The following is a 16,614-nucleotide window of genomic DNA, read 5'->3' on the forward strand; positions in this document are numbered from 1 at the left end:
CCCTCCGATCACTTGGAAAGCCGCTTCTCCCCTTCGCGGGGGCGAAGCTCCTTAAGCGGTCCACGCCTGGATCAGCACGGCCGCATCCGCGCTTAAACGTTCCGATGCCGCCGCCGATATGAGCCCCTGCTGCAAAACAGCCGGGTCCTGAATATGGCTGACGAAGTCCTGCATGTAGGCAGCCGCCTGGCCTGCCGCTCCCTGACCGGACAAGATGCCGATGATAGTCAGCCGGTACTTGAGCTCGGCGGCGAACGTGCCGTTAATGCCGCCCGCAGCCTGATGGGATTCGACTGCCGCCTGCATCGAGTCCAGGCTTACTTCCTCCTCTTCCTGCGGCAGCGTATACTTCCACAGATTCGCATCGTTCGCCATATACAAATTGCCCAGATGGTCCTGCGTCAAATAATTGCCCGCGCCGGTTTTAATTCGAACAAACTCCATCGTATCCGGCTTGATCATAAACAGCGTCTTTTGCCGGTTCGTCCCGTACACGTTGCCGTCCTTACCAACCTCCAGGAATGCGTCGACCCATACCGTGCCGGTGCCGTACCGTCCGAGTCTCGCCGCTTTGTAGACGATCTGCCGCGTGTCCGGATCGAACTTGAAGATCGTATCCTCCGCCACGCCCCAGATCAGGCCGTCCGGGCCGTCCAGCAAGCCGCTCACGACTTTACGGCCGGGGACCGGTACGATTTCGAATACTTTGCTGTTCGTCGCCGTATCGAATACGAACAGCTTGCCTTCCGTCTCCGACGGCCCGCTCGTGCCAAGACCGCCGTAAATCGTCGTTCCGCCGTAGATGAGACCGTCTTTGTGCGCCAAGGAAACGACACCCTGGTTGTGCACAATATCCTTGTGCACCTGGACTTGCCGGGTCGGCACGTCATAAACCGTCAGCGCCCCGCTCAGCGAACCGTAATCGGGGACGGAGCCGACATACAGCTTGGAGAGCGAGTCGATGCCGACCATCGCGAACGGACGGTCCTGGCCGTGGCTGACCAGCTCGGCTACCCTTCGCGGATTCGTGGACGTCCACGGTGCGGTCGGATCATATTCGTGCACCCTCGCATTCCCGTACGTGCCGATATACAGCTTGTTGTTGACGCTCGCCACCGATTCGACCTGGCCGAACTGCTGCACGTCCGTGAACGTGCCGTCCGCCGGACGATAGGATGTAAAGCCGGTAGCCCCCAAGTAACCGCCGATGTATATATTGCCGTCATAGCCGGTATGCAAACTTTGAATCAGAATCGGGGAGCCGTAATTGTCGACTTTTAGAGTAGACAGATTGCCGGTTTGCTTGTTGTTGAAAAAGATCTGGCCTTTCTCGCTAAAACCGACAAACGTATACCCCGGCCGCTGCGGATCGTTCAGCTGCAGAAATTTGCCGTCGAAGAAGTTGAACGCTCTCGCGTTCGGGTCCGCAAACTCTACAGCAAACGTTTTGGTCACCACGTTATACGAGCGCAATACGTAGCCACCGAAATAAATATTTTGATCGTCGCCCGGCATAACCGCCAGCGTCCTCGATCCCATGCCGAGACCGTTCGGGTCGTAATATTCTACCGTCTCCGTGGCGACATCCACGATCAGCAGGTGATCCGGCTTGTTCAGCCTGACGAACAGCTTGCCGAGCGCATAACCCATATTGGAAGTAAAATCGTAGTTTGTGTAAGCGGCGGGAAGGAGGGTCTGCAAAATTTCTTCGTGAGTCCCGGTGGCCAGATCGATCTTGACGATCCCCGCCGTCACCCCTCCGACGCCTGCATACACAACGTTGCGGTCGCCGTCGTAAGCGATGGAGCGGACGTATTTCTCCGTCGGATGTACCCGGCCGAGATCGTTTACCTGATTGGTCGCCGGGTCGTACTCGAACACGTGGGCATTCGGATACGTGCCGGCATAGATTTTACCGTTCGCCCCGGCCACCAGCGCCCAGATGTGCGTCTCCGCGCTCAGCCGTCCCAGATCGACGATACTGTCGCTGCCCGGGGTGTATTGATACAGATGGCCGTCATAATGAGTGCCCGCATAGATTTTACCGTCGCTTGCCGCCTTGACGCCCCACGCTCCGGTGACGCCGGGCATCGGGATCGTTTTGATCACATCGGCAGTGAGCAGGTCGACTACAGCAAATACCGTACTGTCGTTGGCGCCCTTCACCACCGTATACGCGACATCCTTACCCTGCTCCCGTCCGATCGCGGCGTCCTGATTAATGAAATTCATAATCGGCTGTCCCAACAGCTCGAACGTACCGATTGGATTGACCTCGACCTTCACGTCGTCGATATGACCCGCCCCCTGTCCTGTCGTCGAAGAATACAGCAGCACCGAAGCCGTCACCGCATCCGCCGGAGCGATGCCGGACACGCCGCCTTTCACCCATTCCCCGCCCGTCATATCTACACCGGCCGAAGTGTTCGCCACCCGGGTTCCGGCTTCATTAAAAAACTGCAAATAGATAGACAGCGCCCCGCGCTCCACCTGATACATAGCCGACGCCGAATAAGCGGTCCCCGGGACGATCGCGAACTTGTCGCTCTCCACCCCAAGCGCCGCCGTAGGAGACAAGTCATCCAGATGAAGACTGAAGCTCCCGCTATACTTGGACGTACTCGTAATCCCATACGTAGCCGCAGCCACGCCGTTGCCGTACGTTTGCCTCCAGCCCGGAATCACGCCTCCGGGGGCCTGCTGCTCGAACCCCGCGTTCACAATCGCTATCGCCGGAGAGCTGGCCAGGCCGGCCTTGCCCGGCACCATAACCGAGATGAGGCACAGCAGCATGGCCAGACAGCAGATGAGGCCGTTTTTAGCCCCGTTTCGAACGTACATAAGCGAATCCCCACTTTCCTGATTAAGTTCCGGGATGCGATTCGTCGATGTCGTCATGGTGTTGGCAGCTTTCACATGCGGACAAGCTTAGCCGGCACCCGTCAGCCCCGTTGGTCGAAAAGCCTCACGCGTCATCCTTTTCGTTCAGGACTGGACGGCACCTCAGACAAACTTGTTGGTAATGGACATCACCCCTTTCCGTTAATAAAAGGCCGCCGCTTTCCCCTGCGGTAGACGGCGGCCTCCCTCTTCTGTTACGCCAGCGTGCTCATCTGCTCTTCGCGGACCTCGCCTTCGAGCGGCGTGCCGGCCAGCAGCCGCTTCAATTCGTCGATCGCAAATTGGCCGACCCGCTTCACCCCGTTATTAACCGCTCCCGCAATATGCGGCGTCAAGATGCAATTCGGCATGCTCCGCAGCGGATGATCCGGTGCAGGCGGCTCCGGGTCGGTGACGTCGAGGCAGGCGAACAGCCGCCCTTTGCGGAGCTCCTCGACCAGCGCCTCCTCGTCCACGATGGAGCCCCGGGCCGTATTGATCAGGATCGCGTCGTCCTTCATGACGGCCAGCCGCTCGCGGTTGATCATCTTGTACGTCGCCGGAAGGGACGGAGCGTGAATGGAGACAACGTCGCTTGCGGCCAGCACGACTTCCAGCTCCGCCTTCTGCGCTCCCATAGCCGCCGCTTGCTCGGCTGTCATCACCGGATCGTAGATCATGATATGGACGTCGAAATTGCGCAGCAGACGGATATAGTGGCCGCCCGCTTTGCCGCCGCCGATGACGCCGACCGTCACCTGGTACAGCTCGCGCACTCTATCTTTGCCGGAGCCCCAGCCGCCTTGTCGGGTCGACTGCGACAGCCACCACATATGCTTGAGCGAAGCGATCGTGAAGCCGAGCGCCGTCTCGGCTACGCCCATGCCAAGCGGTCCGTTGGCGCTCGATACCCGGATGCCTCGCCGCCAAACGTCCGGGGTGACGATCCCTTTCACTGTACCTGCGGCGTGGAGCACTCCTTTTAACTCTGGGGCGCTTTCCAAAATATCTCCGGTCAGCGCAGGGCACCCCCACGAGGTAATCGCGATGTCGGCTCCTTCGATAACCGCCATCATGGCATCCGGCTGCATCGGCCCTTCCTGCTCGATCCGGGCGACCTCCCCGAGCGCGTTCAGCTGCTCCCAGTGTTTCTCGCCAAAAATCCGTTGCTGTATTCGAGGTTCTGCCAGTACGGCTATTCGAACTCCCATCTTCTCTCCATCTCCATCCCTGTAAGTTGTGTCCGGCGTACCCGGCCCACTAAGCTTATGCCCGTTCGTTCCTTTATTTGTTCTTCTGCTTGTCGAGCTCCGCCTTCAGCTTCTCTTCGAGCTGGCGGATCGCCGTGTTCAGGTCGACCTTGCCTTGAGCGACCTCGATGAACGTCGTGCCGACGAGGTTTTGCTGCGTCGCGCCGGGAACGTCCAGCAGATCAGCCTTACGCTTCTGCGTATAAGGTGTCGGCGGGTAATGGTTAACAGCCTTCATGTTTTTCTTGCTGTATACCGGATGTCCGGTGCCGAGCGCACCTTCGATCTCCTTGCTGTTCAGCGTAGTCGTGATGCCCCGCTTGGAATCGGCCAGCTGAATCTCGTCCGAGAGCATCGCCGTAATGACCTCGAACGCTTCTTCCTTATGCTTGCTCGTCTTGGAGAGACCCAGATAGGCCGGTCCCCGCTGCGGCGCCAGCTTCGGCGCTCCTTCCATGATCGGGTACGTCACCATGTCCCAGTTCACGGACTCAGGGATCGTCAAGTAGACACTGTGTTGATTCGGCATGAGCGCGACTTTCCCTTTGGAGAAGGCGGCATTTTCATTCGTATTCGTCGCCTCGATCTTGTTGTTCGGAATTTCATAAAACCGCTTCAGATTAGTGAACAGCAGCTTCCACTTCTCCGGGTCGGCGAGCTGATCCCGGGCCGGATCGAGAATCGGCAGCGAGAACGGATTGTCGCGCAGCGTATTAACCGGATTGGAGCTGAAGCCCCGATACTCCACGCCTCCGTCCACACGTGTCATCTTCTTGGCGATGTCATAGATCTCATCCCAGGTCATGCCGTCCTTCGGATAAGCGACGCCGAATTTATCAAACAAATCTTTGTTGTAATACAGCACTTGCGGGAAATAAGGCGGCATCGGCAGCCCGTACACCGCTTCCGAACGGCCGGCGTCGATCACTTCGTCCATAAACACTTTAACGAATCGCTGCGTATCGTACTTGTTCGTCTTGATCAGCTCGGACAAATCGTAGCCGATCCCGAGATCGAGGTAACTCGTGCGGATACTGGGCACGTCGAACCGGATAATATCCGGGATGTCCCCCGCCGCCACCAGCTCCGGCATCGTGGTTCCTTTCCCGTTGACGATATATTCGACCGTAATGTGCGGGAACTTCTGAGCGAACATCGCCTTGAACCGCTCGTCGAATTCCGCCGCGGACACGCCGCCGCCCCATATTTTCAACGTATACGGTTCCTTCGGCTTCGGCGCCGCCGGTGCCGGATCGCCTCCTTCCTTCGTACCCTGAGCTCCGCAGGCGGACACCAGAACGGACATCAGAGCAGCTATAGCGATATACCCCTTCTTTTTAACCATAGCAACCACCCTCCCCTAAACGTCTTGTTTGTTGTGCTTCAATACGGCGAAAACAGCTTCTTTCGCTTCGACCCCTTACGGACAAACATCCCCCTTATCGTTCTGTAGTCCCGCCGGTCATCGTGTATTGAATCGGGTTGTGGTGTCTTTCTAGTTCCAATGTTTCTAACGTTTATTTTAGAAAGCGCTTTATTTATTGTCAACTGGTTCCTTACTTATAGCCTTATATAAAGACACTGATTTAGGACGGTTCGCAAACAAACCCTTATAAAATAAGGGTTTGTTTTGGTTTATCTGCAAGTTTTCGACCTTCTTCAAAAATGTCCGGTCTATAATTGTGGTTTTCTTTTGATTTTAAAAAGGAACCAGGGAAAAGTGATCTATGTAAGAACTGGCAGGCATATTTTAGGCACGGATTTACTAGGTACGTATTGGAATTATGTTTGGGTTTACGCTTTGGGTTTACGCTTTGGGTTTACGCTTTGGGTTTACGCTTTGGGTTTACGCTTTGGGTTTACGCTTTGGAACTATGCCTTGGACTATATCTTGAAATCGCGTCCTGGCATTATGACTTGGAACTTGTCTTGGAATCACGCCCCCGTTTGTCCATTGCATATTACGGAACGCCCGACTAACATCAATAAAATACCTATTTACCCTTAAATACCTAATGTGTTTCACGTGAAATCATCCATATATTTGTATTGACAGACAAGTTTCAGGGGAAATATAATATATTATATATAATCTATAAATGATAGTTGATATCCTTATTCACGCATATAAATAAGAAAAGCAACAGGGAAGGTCCGCACAGTTTGCATCGCCCAGGAAAGGAGGAGTCCATCCAGCAACAAATGCGCCCTGCCATCCGACAATCGCACTTTTGTTTCCACACCGGAGAGAACCAAGTCCGCACCGCGAACGGAGCCCGGCCGCACGTCGGCGGTCCAAGCCGGAAAGAGGTAAGATTTCGCACGTCTGACAACATCGCACTTCGCTAACAAGCAAGCGGATTTACCAAAATAATCATGGGGTGATCGAAGTGAGCAAATCGGCATTGCCTTTGATATTTTCCGCTTTATCCGTTGTGTTGATCCTTAGCGGCTGCAACAAATCCCCTGGCACTACCGTTCAAGAGCCCGCCACTGGCGAACCCGCGAAACCGGCCGTCCAAACCGAGCCGGTGACCGTCACGATCGGAGCGAATCCGTTCTTTTTGACGGACGAGGAACTGAAGAAGTACGTAGCCGACCCCGTGAAGAAAAAATATCCGCACATTACCGTAGTCCGGTCCAACGACATGCCGAAAGGAACTCAAACGGTAGAAGAAATGGTCGTGAACAAAAACATTCCGGACATCCTCGTCGATGCACCGTATGCGCTGATGAAAATAATCGGGCTGGGCGTCACCCAAAACATGGATGACCTGATCCGCAAGCATGAATTCGATAAAAACCGCCTCCTGCCTGAACTCATCGACTCCCTGAAAACCGCCACCGGCCTCGACTACATGATATCGCTCCCCTTTTACAACAACGCCTTCGGCTTATTTTACAATGCCGACCTGTTCGACAAATTCGCCGTCAGCTACCCGACCGACAAGATGACGTGGGAAGAAATTCAGAAGAAAGCTGTACAGCTCACGAGGGAGGAAGGAGATAAGAAGTACATCGGACTGTGGGCCGGCGACGCGATGTGGGGCGGGTATCAGCTCGGATTGCCGTATTTGGACAAAGAAAAGAAAAAAGCGATGCTGGACACGGAAGATTGGCGAAGCGTGCTGGCGCTGTGGAAGAGCTTGTACGATACGCAAGGAGCGCTGATGCCCCCGGCCGGTACGAACTATGAGCAGCTGTTCTTCGACGGGCAGGTAGCGATCGCCTTCGGCCATATGGGAACGCTGCAGAAGCTGCGCGAGACGAACCCGTTCAACTGGAACGTGTTCACGTATCCGTCGAACAACAAAGCACCGGGCTTCGGCCAGCGGGCGGACACCTACAATATGCTGATCACGCAGCAAAGCAAAAACAAAGACGCCGCCTTCCAGGTCATCTCCGTCGTTCTGTCGGATGAAGTGCAGCTGGAATGGTCGCGCAACGGGAAAATGTCCGTCCTGAAGGACACGAGCATCCACAACGAATTCGGCAAAGCGATCACCGCCTTCCAAAATAAAAATGTAGCCGCTCTTACCAAAGCCAAGCTGCAAGTAATCCAGCCATTCGTCTACGACTACCCCACTCTGCCGGTCATTCGAATCAACACCGCGTTTAACGAGGTGCTGCACCAAGGCAAAGACATCAACACGGCGCTGCGCGAAGCAAACGAGCTGATGGAGCAGGATACGAAGGCTTTCCTGAAGTAGGTGGCGGGGGTTCGGTTGTTCGAGGGGAAACGGGGCTGTGGAGCGGGGAGTTGCTGGGGAGTTCATGGCACCAAGGAGCGGTAAGCCGCCAGAACGCTCCTGGAAGCTTAGGGGCAGGAGGTCGCCAGGACGCTCCTGGTAGCTGAGGGGAAGGTAGTCGAACGAATGCTCTTTTGACACGAATTGGCGGGTAGTTCCTCCCGGAGCTTCATGAAACTATGGGGCGGAATCGGTAGCTATGGAACAGGAAGTCGAACGAGTGTTTCGGAGTGCTATAGGGCGCTATGGGCCATGGGACGCCGCTGGGGATGTTGGATCATCTCGCAGGATCGATTTCATTTATACCGGTCCAATGGTTGATTCCCGCTCCCCTGCCCCCTTTCTGCTCCCTTTCTGCCCCTCCAAACGAAGGATGCTGGAGCCCCTCCGCTTCCCGTGAACCAGGCGGCGAAGCGAGGACATAGGCCATGCCGCGGGTGAGGCGGCCCCGAACCCGCGCCGGCTGCCGCTCCCTTTACCCAAACAAGGAGGGCTAACCATGAGCCTGCAAAAAATGCCGTGGTACCAAAGCAGCTTCCGGCGCTGCCTGATCGATATGCACATTCCCGACTGGGACGAACGGTTTCTGTCGGAGCTGGACCCGCAAGCCTACGTGGACCTGATGACCCTCGCCCGTGTCGATACCGCCATGATCTATGCCGACTCCTGCCTCGGCATCTGCTACTGGCCGACCCCATTCGGCCATATGCATCGAGGCATTCAAGGCCGGGACGTGCTCGGGGAGATCGTCGCAGGCTGCCGGGAGCGCGGAATCAACGCGATCGTGTATTACAACTTTTGGTCCAAGTGGGCCTACGACAACTACCCCGAGTGGCGGTTCATCTCCGCCGAGGGCAAGGGTACGGCCGACTATTTATGGACCAAGGGCCGCTACGGCGTCTGCTGCTTCAATACGCCCTACCGCGGGTTCATGCTGGCGCAAATCGAAGATTTGTGCGACCGCTACGCGTTTGACGGCATGTGGATCGACATGATCTTCTGGCCGTATTCGCCCTGTCACTGCTCCTGCTGCAAGCAGCGATACCGCGAAGAAACCAGAGCCGAGCTGCCGCTCAAGGCCGATTGGGCCGAACCGGGCTGGGTCCGTTTCCAGCGAACCCGGGAAGCCTGGCTGGCGGAATTCATCGGCGAACTGGCTGCCGTCGTAAGGCGCAAACGTCCTGAAGCCTCCTTCGGCCATCAATTTTCGGCATGGTCGACCGGCTGGCGAACCGGTATGACCAACGCCGCTTTCCGCAACAGCGACTACGCCAGCGGAGATTTTTACGGAGATGCGCTGCATCAGTCGTTCACTTGCAAAGCTTTGTACGAGTTAAGCGAGAACAGGCCTTTCGAATTTATGACCTCCCGCTGTCCCGATCTGAGCGATCATACGACGACCAAGCCCGCCGAGCTGCTGCGCGCGCAGATGTTTTCCGCCTTGGCGCATCAAGGCGCCTTCCTGTTTATCGACGCCATAGACCCGTCCGGGACACTGGACCGCCGCGTATACGAGATGATGGGCCGCTTGTACAAGGAGCTCGAGCCGTTCGAGCCGTTCCTCGATCACAACGCCGAATTCTGTTATGACGCAGCCATCTATATCAATTTCGAATCCGCGATCGAGGCGTACGACGGCGAGGATTCCTACATGAGCAGAGCTACCAGCGCGGCAAAATCCCTTAGCGACGCTAATATCCCTTACGGCGTACTAACGAAAAAAAATTTGCGGCAGCTGGCGCAATGCCAGATTGTCATCCTGCCGAACGTGCTGATGCTCGACCAGGAGGAAACGGAAGCGTTCACCCGGTATGTGCAGAACGGAGGAAGTCTCTACGCCAGCAAACGCACGTCGCTGATGAACAAAGACGGCGTCCGGTTGGGAAATTTTCAGCTGTCCGAGCTGTTCGGCGTATCCTGGAAGGGTGAAACGGAAGAAACGGTCACGTATATCGCCCCTTCCCCGGACAGCACCTGCAGCTTGCAGCCGTTCAACGCCGCCTATCCCGCCATGCTGAGGGGGACGCAGCTGCTCGTCGAGCCATCGGAGAACACCCGGCTGGAAGCGACCATCACCCTTCCCTACGTCAATCCGCAAAGAGTCGATGCGTTCGCTTCGGCCATAAGCAATCCGCCGGGGAAACCGACGTCCTGGCCGGCGATTACGCGTCACCGCTACGGGCAGGGTCAAGTCGTGTACGCAGCGGGGGACATTGAAAGCTCGCCGCACCAAGGCCAGCGCGAGCTATTCGCCAGCTTGATCCGTTCTCTACGCTCGAAGCCTTTCCATTATGAATCGGATGCGCCCAAGTGTGTGGAGATCACCCTCTTTCACGATGCGCACCTGAACCGCTACCGTCTTCACCTGCTTAACTTCCAGCAGCAATTGCCCAACATCCCCGTCCATGGGATCGGCGTCCACCTGCATGTCGGCGCCAAACGTCCGCTTCGTCTCCGAACCGCACCCGACGGACAGCCGATCGGCTTCACTTCCGAGAACGGTATGGTATCCTTTACGGTGCCGGAGCTGGATACATTCCTGATGCTGCTGCTGGAATATTCCACGGAAACCGGGACAATCCCCGGAGCCGCGGCCATCGCCCAGTCTCCTCCATCGGCTAATGCCGCTCCCTAGCAAGCCGCCTCCCTTGTCACCGCCTCGGGAAAAACCTGAAACAAGCGGGCCGCCATCGGCCCGCTTCGTCTTTGACAAACTCCAGTCCGATCGTTCCCGCCCGCGATGGGAAGGAACTGATACATTCACTTTAGCCGCTCGTTGTGCAGTGTTGTCATTTGGAGAAATGCGGCAAAAACCCGCTTCAGCTGTTGCCTGTGAAGTTCTACCGGAAATAAAACTTCCGCTATTTGTTTCTGGCAGCAGGAAATAATCATGTAACGGAACTATTGGTTCCGCTATTTCCAGGAAAACCGCCTATATCCTCTTACTAGGTCGAAATAACGGAAGCCATACTTCCGCTACAGCGTGAAAGTTACGTACATCGCGGAAATAACGAAAGTTTTTCTTCCGCTACTTCTATGGATGCCCCTACTCCACGGCCACTCTAAGACATTTTAGATTAGATGATACCTAGTCGGGAGCTTTGCTTGGTTCAGAGTACCGCGGTGCGTCTATCGCCGTTTCAAAAGGGACGGCAGTCCGCCGCCCGCAATCAGGCACGCGGCGGACCGCCCGCCGTCATGCGGCAAATCACCGCGCGCTGGGCGCCAGTCTGCACGCAGCGCTGAACTACACACGGCGCCAGACTGCGCACGACGCTGAATTACACACAGTTCAGCGCCGCCGCAGCTACCGCCGACCAGCGGCAAATTCAAACGCCCAGCGGAATCGCAAACATCTCCGGTGCCGCGGAATGCGATACGATCAGCTCGTCACCCGGCATCAGGGCGTACAAGTTGTTGACCGGAAGCCCGGACGTGCCGCCGCCCACAACCGTCTGGTCGCCCCCGCGCTTGAACTGCACCAGCGTCACCGTCCCGCCTCGCACAGCCACTTGCTGGAGATGGCCTGCGTTATTCGCATATGTAAACGGCGACGCCCCGACCGTTATGCCGGTTCTCGGCTTGGCAACCGTTATAAACTGGCTCGTATCGTGGTCGAAAATATCGCGGATCGTCGAGTCCGCCCCGTTGTCGAACACCCCACCCGCCGACGTATTCCAGTAGTTGACGGTTAATTTCTCAATCCGGGTACGGCGGGCCCCCGCATCGGTCTGAATCCGCTCATGCAGCCCCCCGCTCACCTCGGCATTCAGCGAGCCGACGGCAAAGTGCAGCTTTTTCGCCGAATAACAATTGATCAGCTTCGTAAATTCGCCCTGATCCATCAAGTCATCGGTTCCGTTGCCCTCGAAGCCGAGCCCGGTAAATGAATTGAATCTGCAGCCCGGCGCGACGACTACCCCGTGGATGCCGATCGCTTCCGAGGTGCCGCCGACAAACGTATTCTGGTCCCCGTCCGCGATGCGGATGCCGATCCCGGTCAATCCTTCGATAATCGGGTTGATGAACGTATTGCAGGTCGAGCGCAGGTTGCGCGACGGCGATTTGCCGATATGAATGCCCGTGTACGGCTTGCTCGCCATCGGCTGCTCGTTCACCGAGCAGGTGACGCTCTCGAATATGCTGGCCACCGTCCAATTCAGCTTCAGCGCCGTGCCCGTCGCCGCGTTCGCCTCGCGCAGGTTCACGTTCCGGACGACCAGATGCGAAGCGTTCTCCGTAAACAATAAATCGGTGATCGCCGGGTTGCCTTCGATCGTCAAGTTCTCGACCGTAATCCCGTAGATGACCGACGGACCGAACGGACTGCCGTCCGCGACAAAGGCCCTCCCCGATCCGGTATACTTCAGAACCGTGTCGTGCTTGCCCGCTCCTCTGACCGACAAGTACGAGTAGCCCCAGTTCGGGCTGGCCGATGTGACGCAGATGCCCTTCGGAAGGACGATCGAACGCCGGCCGCTGGCTACCGCGTAGGCAATCGCCCGGGTCAGCGGCACGCCGTTATCGGTCGAGCCGTCCATAATCGCCCCGAACCAGGTCGGGTTCACCGCGCCTCCGGAAGCCCGAAGCCAGCAGCCCATCCCGGTCGGGTTCGTCTCGCCCGTTCCCGCCAGGAAGGCGGGCAGATTAGCCACCGTCCCATTCCACGGAACGGTAGGGCTGATGACGACTCCTCCGTTATGGCCCGACTTGGGCTCGGTCGCCTTCCACACAAACTCCCCGCCGCCATTCATGTCCGCCGGCAAGGAAAGGGCGGAGGCCCCGCCGGGATGCGTCGCAAAAACGGACAATACCCGGACGATCTGGCCGTCGGACAGCGAGCTTGTATCGAGGGCGAGCAGGTCTGTCACGGAAGGAACGGCGATGACGCAATCTTCATCGCTTTTTTTGCCTTTCGCTTCGGCGGATGGTTCGCCCGGAATTCCGGCTGCGGCCAGCGCCACACCGGCCATCCCCATCGCGGTGAGCAGCTTTCTGCGGCTTAACGGGTGCTTCGGGCTTGCCGGTGCGCCTGACTCTTCCCTATTTAAACGATCCATATATTTCCCTCCCAGATTATGAATCTCCCTGGGCGCTTCGCCCGACATTACCGGCGCTGCCTTTCCCTACACCCACCTTGCACGATCTACTCACACTTGCACGTCCTCCAGTACGGCCATCGCATGCAGCTCCAGCACCGGGATCGTAAATACGATGCCGTCCCCCTCTTCGTCGAAAGGAAGCGGCTCCAGCTGCGGCGCCAAATAAAGCCGCGCCGGCTTGGCCCGGATGCGCACCTTAATGTTGTGAAGCGGCCATATTTCCTCCATAAACGTTTTCGAGCCCGCCGCCTTCTCCTCGCGCACCTGTACGAGATGCACGATCCACCGCGAAGCCTGGCGCATCAGATTAACCTCCACCCCGATCGGCGCGTCGACCTCGATCAGCGGATCCGGACGAAGCAGCTTGTAGCTGTCCATATAGATGCGGCGCAGCCATGGAGAGCCCGTCTTCCAATACGACGCCTCGAGCGGAGCGGACAGATACAGGCAGGCGCCTTGGCCAAAGCGATGCAGCGTGACCGCCGGATCGTCCGTCCGGATCGCCGGATGGGCATGCTGATGGTACACGTGCCGATGCGTCTTCGTCTCCATGGCCGGCTCCATATATACGGACAGCACCCTTGCCTCCGCAGACGGCCGCACCCGCAGCACCGGCGTATTCGTCCCTTTCACGAGCACCGGCATCTCCGGAACACTGCCGAACACGTCCTTATCGAAATCGGCCATATAATTAACGCTGTACCTCGACGTATCGTCGAAGTCTACGCCAAACACGTCCGACAGCCCGAAGTTCGCTTTACGCACCCCTTCTTCGGTGTAAAGGGACGTCCGGTGCGTAGCGATCAATAGGCCCCCGCCGCGGACGAACTCGCGAACCGCCTCCTCGACCTCCGGGGACACGTACGCCTGGTCCGGCATCGCGAGTACGGCATATCCGCCGAGCTGCTTCACCAGATCGCGTTCCGATAACACGTCGAAGTGGACGTTCCCTTCGATCAGCATCCGGTTGATCCCGTTCAGGGCGTCGTCCGCGTGATTCGGCAGCGACGTGGCTTCGAACATGCGCCGGTTGTGAACACCGTGCAGCACCGCTACGTCAGGGACGCTGGACGCTCCAAGCAGCCACTCCTCCCGCTCGCGGATAAAATCGTTCGCCTCCTTGATCGCCTCTACGACCGGCGGGGGAAGCGCCCCCTTGAGCGCGCCCGACGGAAGCGGCACGTGGCCGAAGCTGATCGAGCCGCCGCCTGATACCGTAATCGCCGCTGCCGCCTTCAGCGTCGCCGCCGGGGCGAGCGTCCACTCCCCCCAGCTCCCCATCTCGCTTGGCATCATCAGCTCGAAAGGCTTGCCTTTCGTCCGTTTCCATTTGGCTAGCAGGCTGCCGTACAAATAAATCGGCGGATGAAATTCGGAGGTTAAATAATCCGCCCGCTCATCCGGCTCCATATGCGCAAACGCCAGGTCCCCGGCATGATTCCAGCCGATCTCCAGATCCGGATTCAGCTTCTTCAGCCTTCCGGTTATAAACCGCAAAAAGTCGGCGCGAATGTCCCGCTGGAACTGCTGCCATCTGCGCAGGTCAGCCGAGCCCGGAGGCGGCGAGACGGGCGGCGTTTGCCCATATTTCTCCACATACCATTTGCGGCAGTAGTCGCAGTGGCAGGAAGACGGCCAGACGTACGTAATATCGAAGAAAAAGCCGTCCACCGTATAACGCTCGGCAATCTCCGACAGCTGTGCGGCCACGTAATCCCGGTACGGGGAATTCAGGCAGAGCAGATCGTAGAAGCCGAATGCGTTCGTGACCGGCGCGCCGTCCTTATCCCGCTGCCGGTAGTCGGGATTGGCGCCCGCGACGTAGCTGTTCAGTCCGACATTGTAATAAGCGATCAGACGGATGCCGTTCCGGTGCGCCTCCGTTACCGCTTCCTCCAGCAGATCTTTGCCCGCCAGCTTCGCGTTTTTTTTGCCGATTCGGGTGTCGTAGTAGGAAGTTCCAAACGCGTCCTTGGTCATGAACGTCAGCGTCTGCATCCCAGCCTCGGCCATCTCCCGCATATAACGCGGAACGTCGAAGGCGATCTCCGGCACGGCCTCCCCGATATGGAAATCAAGCAGCCCTCTTCGAAGTGTTGTGCGATACAAGCTCATTATTGGTCAGCTCCTGTTTCTTTCGGATTCGTTCATTCGTCCTGATGGATCGGAACGTTGCTGCGGCACACCCGTTATTCGGCCGCTTGCCGCGGCTCGGTTGCGCACGCCGATCGGGATCGTCCCGGCCGGCGCCGGGACTTCCCTCTGTAGTCGGCGGGATTAGTTTCGCTTCGCCTCCGCGACCGCCTTGTCCGCTTCTTCCGCCGCTTCGCGCAGCGCCGTGTTCAGATCGACCGTCCCTTTGACGATATCGGGAATCCGCTTCGTCAGTATCCCTTCCACGGACAGCTGGTATTTCGATTTGGGGGCGATCGGGGCCGGCTTGTTGTGGAAAATCGCCTTCCAGTTTTTATCCTTAAAGGCGGATTCCGAGGCATACGCTTTCTTTATGCTCTCATCCTCGATTACCGGCATAATGCCCTGCTTGGAGAAGTTCATCTGCTGTTCCGCAGACACCAGATATTTGATGACCTCCATCGCCGCGTCTTTATTCGGGGAAATCGACGTGATGCCGAACACGAACGGCGCCATCTGCGATCCCACGCCGGGCTTATCCCGAAAGGTCGGAAGCGAGACGAGGTCCCAATCGATTTTCTCCATGTCCTTCGGCACCGCAAACGGGAATTGCGAATGGAAGGCAAACATCGCCAGCTCCTGGCTGTTCGTCAGCTCCAGCCGGTACGGGACGGCCTTCAACGCCGTCACACGGTCTTTGTAGCCTTGATCGGCTCCGGGGTCCAGGAAATAAGCCGAGATCATCTTTTTCCAGACGTCGGTCTGGAACGTCGCCTTGTCCGCGGTGTCCAGATAAGGCTGCGAGAGCTGGTTGTTACCCAGCAAATGCGGAGCCGAAGCGGCAAATCCGACGTACTGCTTATCCTCCTTGCGCGTCAGTTTCTTGGCCAGCTCCAGTGTCTCGTCCCAGAACATCCCATCCTTCGGGTAAGACACTCCGAACTTGTCGAACAGCCCTTTGTTGTAATACAACACCTGCACCGTATTGGTGACCGGCAGCGCGTGCAGCTTCCCTCCTCCGGAGCTGCGGATGCCGTCGATCAGCGTTTGCTGGAACGCCCCCAGATTGACTCCGTGTTTTTTGACCAGCTCGCTCATATCGTATTGGAGACCGACCGTTTCCGACAACTGCGGGTAATAGGCGATCGACTGGTACATAATATCGATTTGCTGCTTCTGAGCCAGCAGCTCGTTCAGCGTTTTTCCTTGACTGTGCGGAATATATTTGATCGTGTAATCGGGAAATTTTTTGCGGAGCGCGTTGCCGTACTGCCCGTTAAACATGTCTTCGTTATCTCCGGAATTGGAGTGGATGACGAGCTCGATCGGCTGTGCGGGCTTAGGCGCGGGTTGTCCTGCCGCTTCTTTGTCCGCGTTCCCTTCCGCAGTGCCGCCGCCCGTACCGCTGCCGCCTGTCCCGCCGCATCCGGCCACCACGGCAATCGCCGCCACCATACTGATCAAAGCCAGCTTCTTCTGAGCCATTCGTATATCCCCCTT

Annotated in this window: 8 protein-coding genes; 2 read left to right on the forward strand and 6 right to left on the reverse strand. The window is 57.4% G+C overall.

Annotated elements, in window-relative coordinates:
* Positions 1-51: 51 nt before the first annotated feature.
* From PV433_RS17325 to PV433_RS17335, 3 genes are all read right to left on the reverse strand, one after another.
* Entirely contained in the window at positions 52-2,841 is a 2,790-nt protein-coding gene (locus PV433_RS17325) for an FIMAH domain-containing protein (RefSeq protein ID WP_332073321.1), read from the reverse strand.
* 254 nt (positions 2,842-3,095) lie between these two features.
* Positions 3,096-4,091 carry a hydroxyacid dehydrogenase gene (locus PV433_RS17330; protein WP_332073322.1) on the reverse strand — a complete coding sequence of 332 codons (996 nt, stop codon included), beginning with the start codon at positions 4,089-4,091 and terminating at the stop codon, positions 3,096-3,098.
* Between the two features lie 73 nt (positions 4,092-4,164).
* Complete coding sequence (locus PV433_RS17335; protein WP_332073323.1) at positions 4,165-5,475, reverse strand: ABC transporter substrate-binding protein; 1,311 nt, start codon at positions 5,473-5,475, stop codon at positions 4,165-4,167.
* 1,045 nt (positions 5,476-6,520) lie between these two features.
* Here PV433_RS17335 and PV433_RS17340 point away from each other — a divergent pair.
* Positions 6,521-7,840 (forward strand): ABC transporter substrate-binding protein, encoded by a 1,320-nt coding sequence (locus PV433_RS17340; protein WP_332073324.1) that lies wholly within the window; start codon positions 6,521-6,523, stop codon positions 7,838-7,840.
* 538 nt (positions 7,841-8,378) lie between these two features.
* Complete coding sequence (locus PV433_RS17345; protein WP_332073325.1) at positions 8,379-10,514, forward strand: beta-galactosidase trimerization domain-containing protein; 2,136 nt, start codon at positions 8,379-8,381, stop codon at positions 10,512-10,514.
* Between the two features lie 694 nt (positions 10,515-11,208).
* Here the strand turns inward: PV433_RS17345 and PV433_RS17350 are convergent.
* The 3 genes from PV433_RS17350 to PV433_RS17360 form a co-directional block, all read right to left on the reverse strand.
* A complete protein-coding gene (locus PV433_RS17350) occupies positions 11,209-12,939 on the reverse strand; it encodes a glycosyl hydrolase family 28-related protein (protein ID WP_332073326.1) in 1,731 nt (576 codons plus the stop codon).
* Between the two features lie 90 nt (positions 12,940-13,029).
* Positions 13,030-15,096 (reverse strand): beta-galactosidase trimerization domain-containing protein, encoded by a 2,067-nt coding sequence (locus PV433_RS17355; RefSeq protein WP_332073327.1) that lies wholly within the window; start codon positions 15,094-15,096, stop codon positions 13,030-13,032.
* 162 nt (positions 15,097-15,258) lie between these two features.
* Complete coding sequence (locus PV433_RS17360) at positions 15,259-16,599, reverse strand: ABC transporter substrate-binding protein (RefSeq protein WP_332073328.1); 1,341 nt, start codon at positions 16,597-16,599, stop codon at positions 15,259-15,261.
* Positions 16,600-16,614: the final 15 nt, after the last annotated feature.

Origin of the sequence: Paenibacillus sp. GYB004 (assembly GCF_036577605.1) — a bacterium.
GTDB lineage: Bacteria > Bacillota > Bacilli > Paenibacillales > NBRC-103111 > Paenibacillus_AB > Paenibacillus_AB oceani.

Coding starts and splice junctions, on each gene's coding strand:
- PV433_RS17360 (WP_332073328.1), bottom strand. CDS start 16,599: ATGGCTCAGAAGAAGCTGGCTTTGATCAGTATGGTGGCGGCGATTGCC.
- PV433_RS17345 (WP_332073325.1), top strand. CDS start 8,379: ATGAGCCTGCAAAAAATGCCGTGGTACCAAAGCAGCTTCCGGCGCTGC.
- PV433_RS17335 (WP_332073323.1), bottom strand. CDS start 5,475: ATGGTTAAAAAGAAGGGGTATATCGCTATAGCTGCTCTGATGTCCGTT.
- PV433_RS17325 (WP_332073321.1), bottom strand. CDS start 2,841: ATGTACGTTCGAAACGGGGCTAAAAACGGCCTCATCTGCTGTCTGGCC.
- PV433_RS17330 (WP_332073322.1), bottom strand. CDS start 4,091: ATGGGAGTTCGAATAGCCGTACTGGCAGAACCTCGAATACAGCAACGG.
- PV433_RS17355 (WP_332073327.1), bottom strand. CDS start 15,096: ATGAGCTTGTATCGCACAACACTTCGAAGAGGGCTGCTTGATTTCCAT.
- PV433_RS17350 (WP_332073326.1), bottom strand. CDS start 12,939: ATGGATCGTTTAAATAGGGAAGAGTCAGGCGCACCGGCAAGCCCGAAG.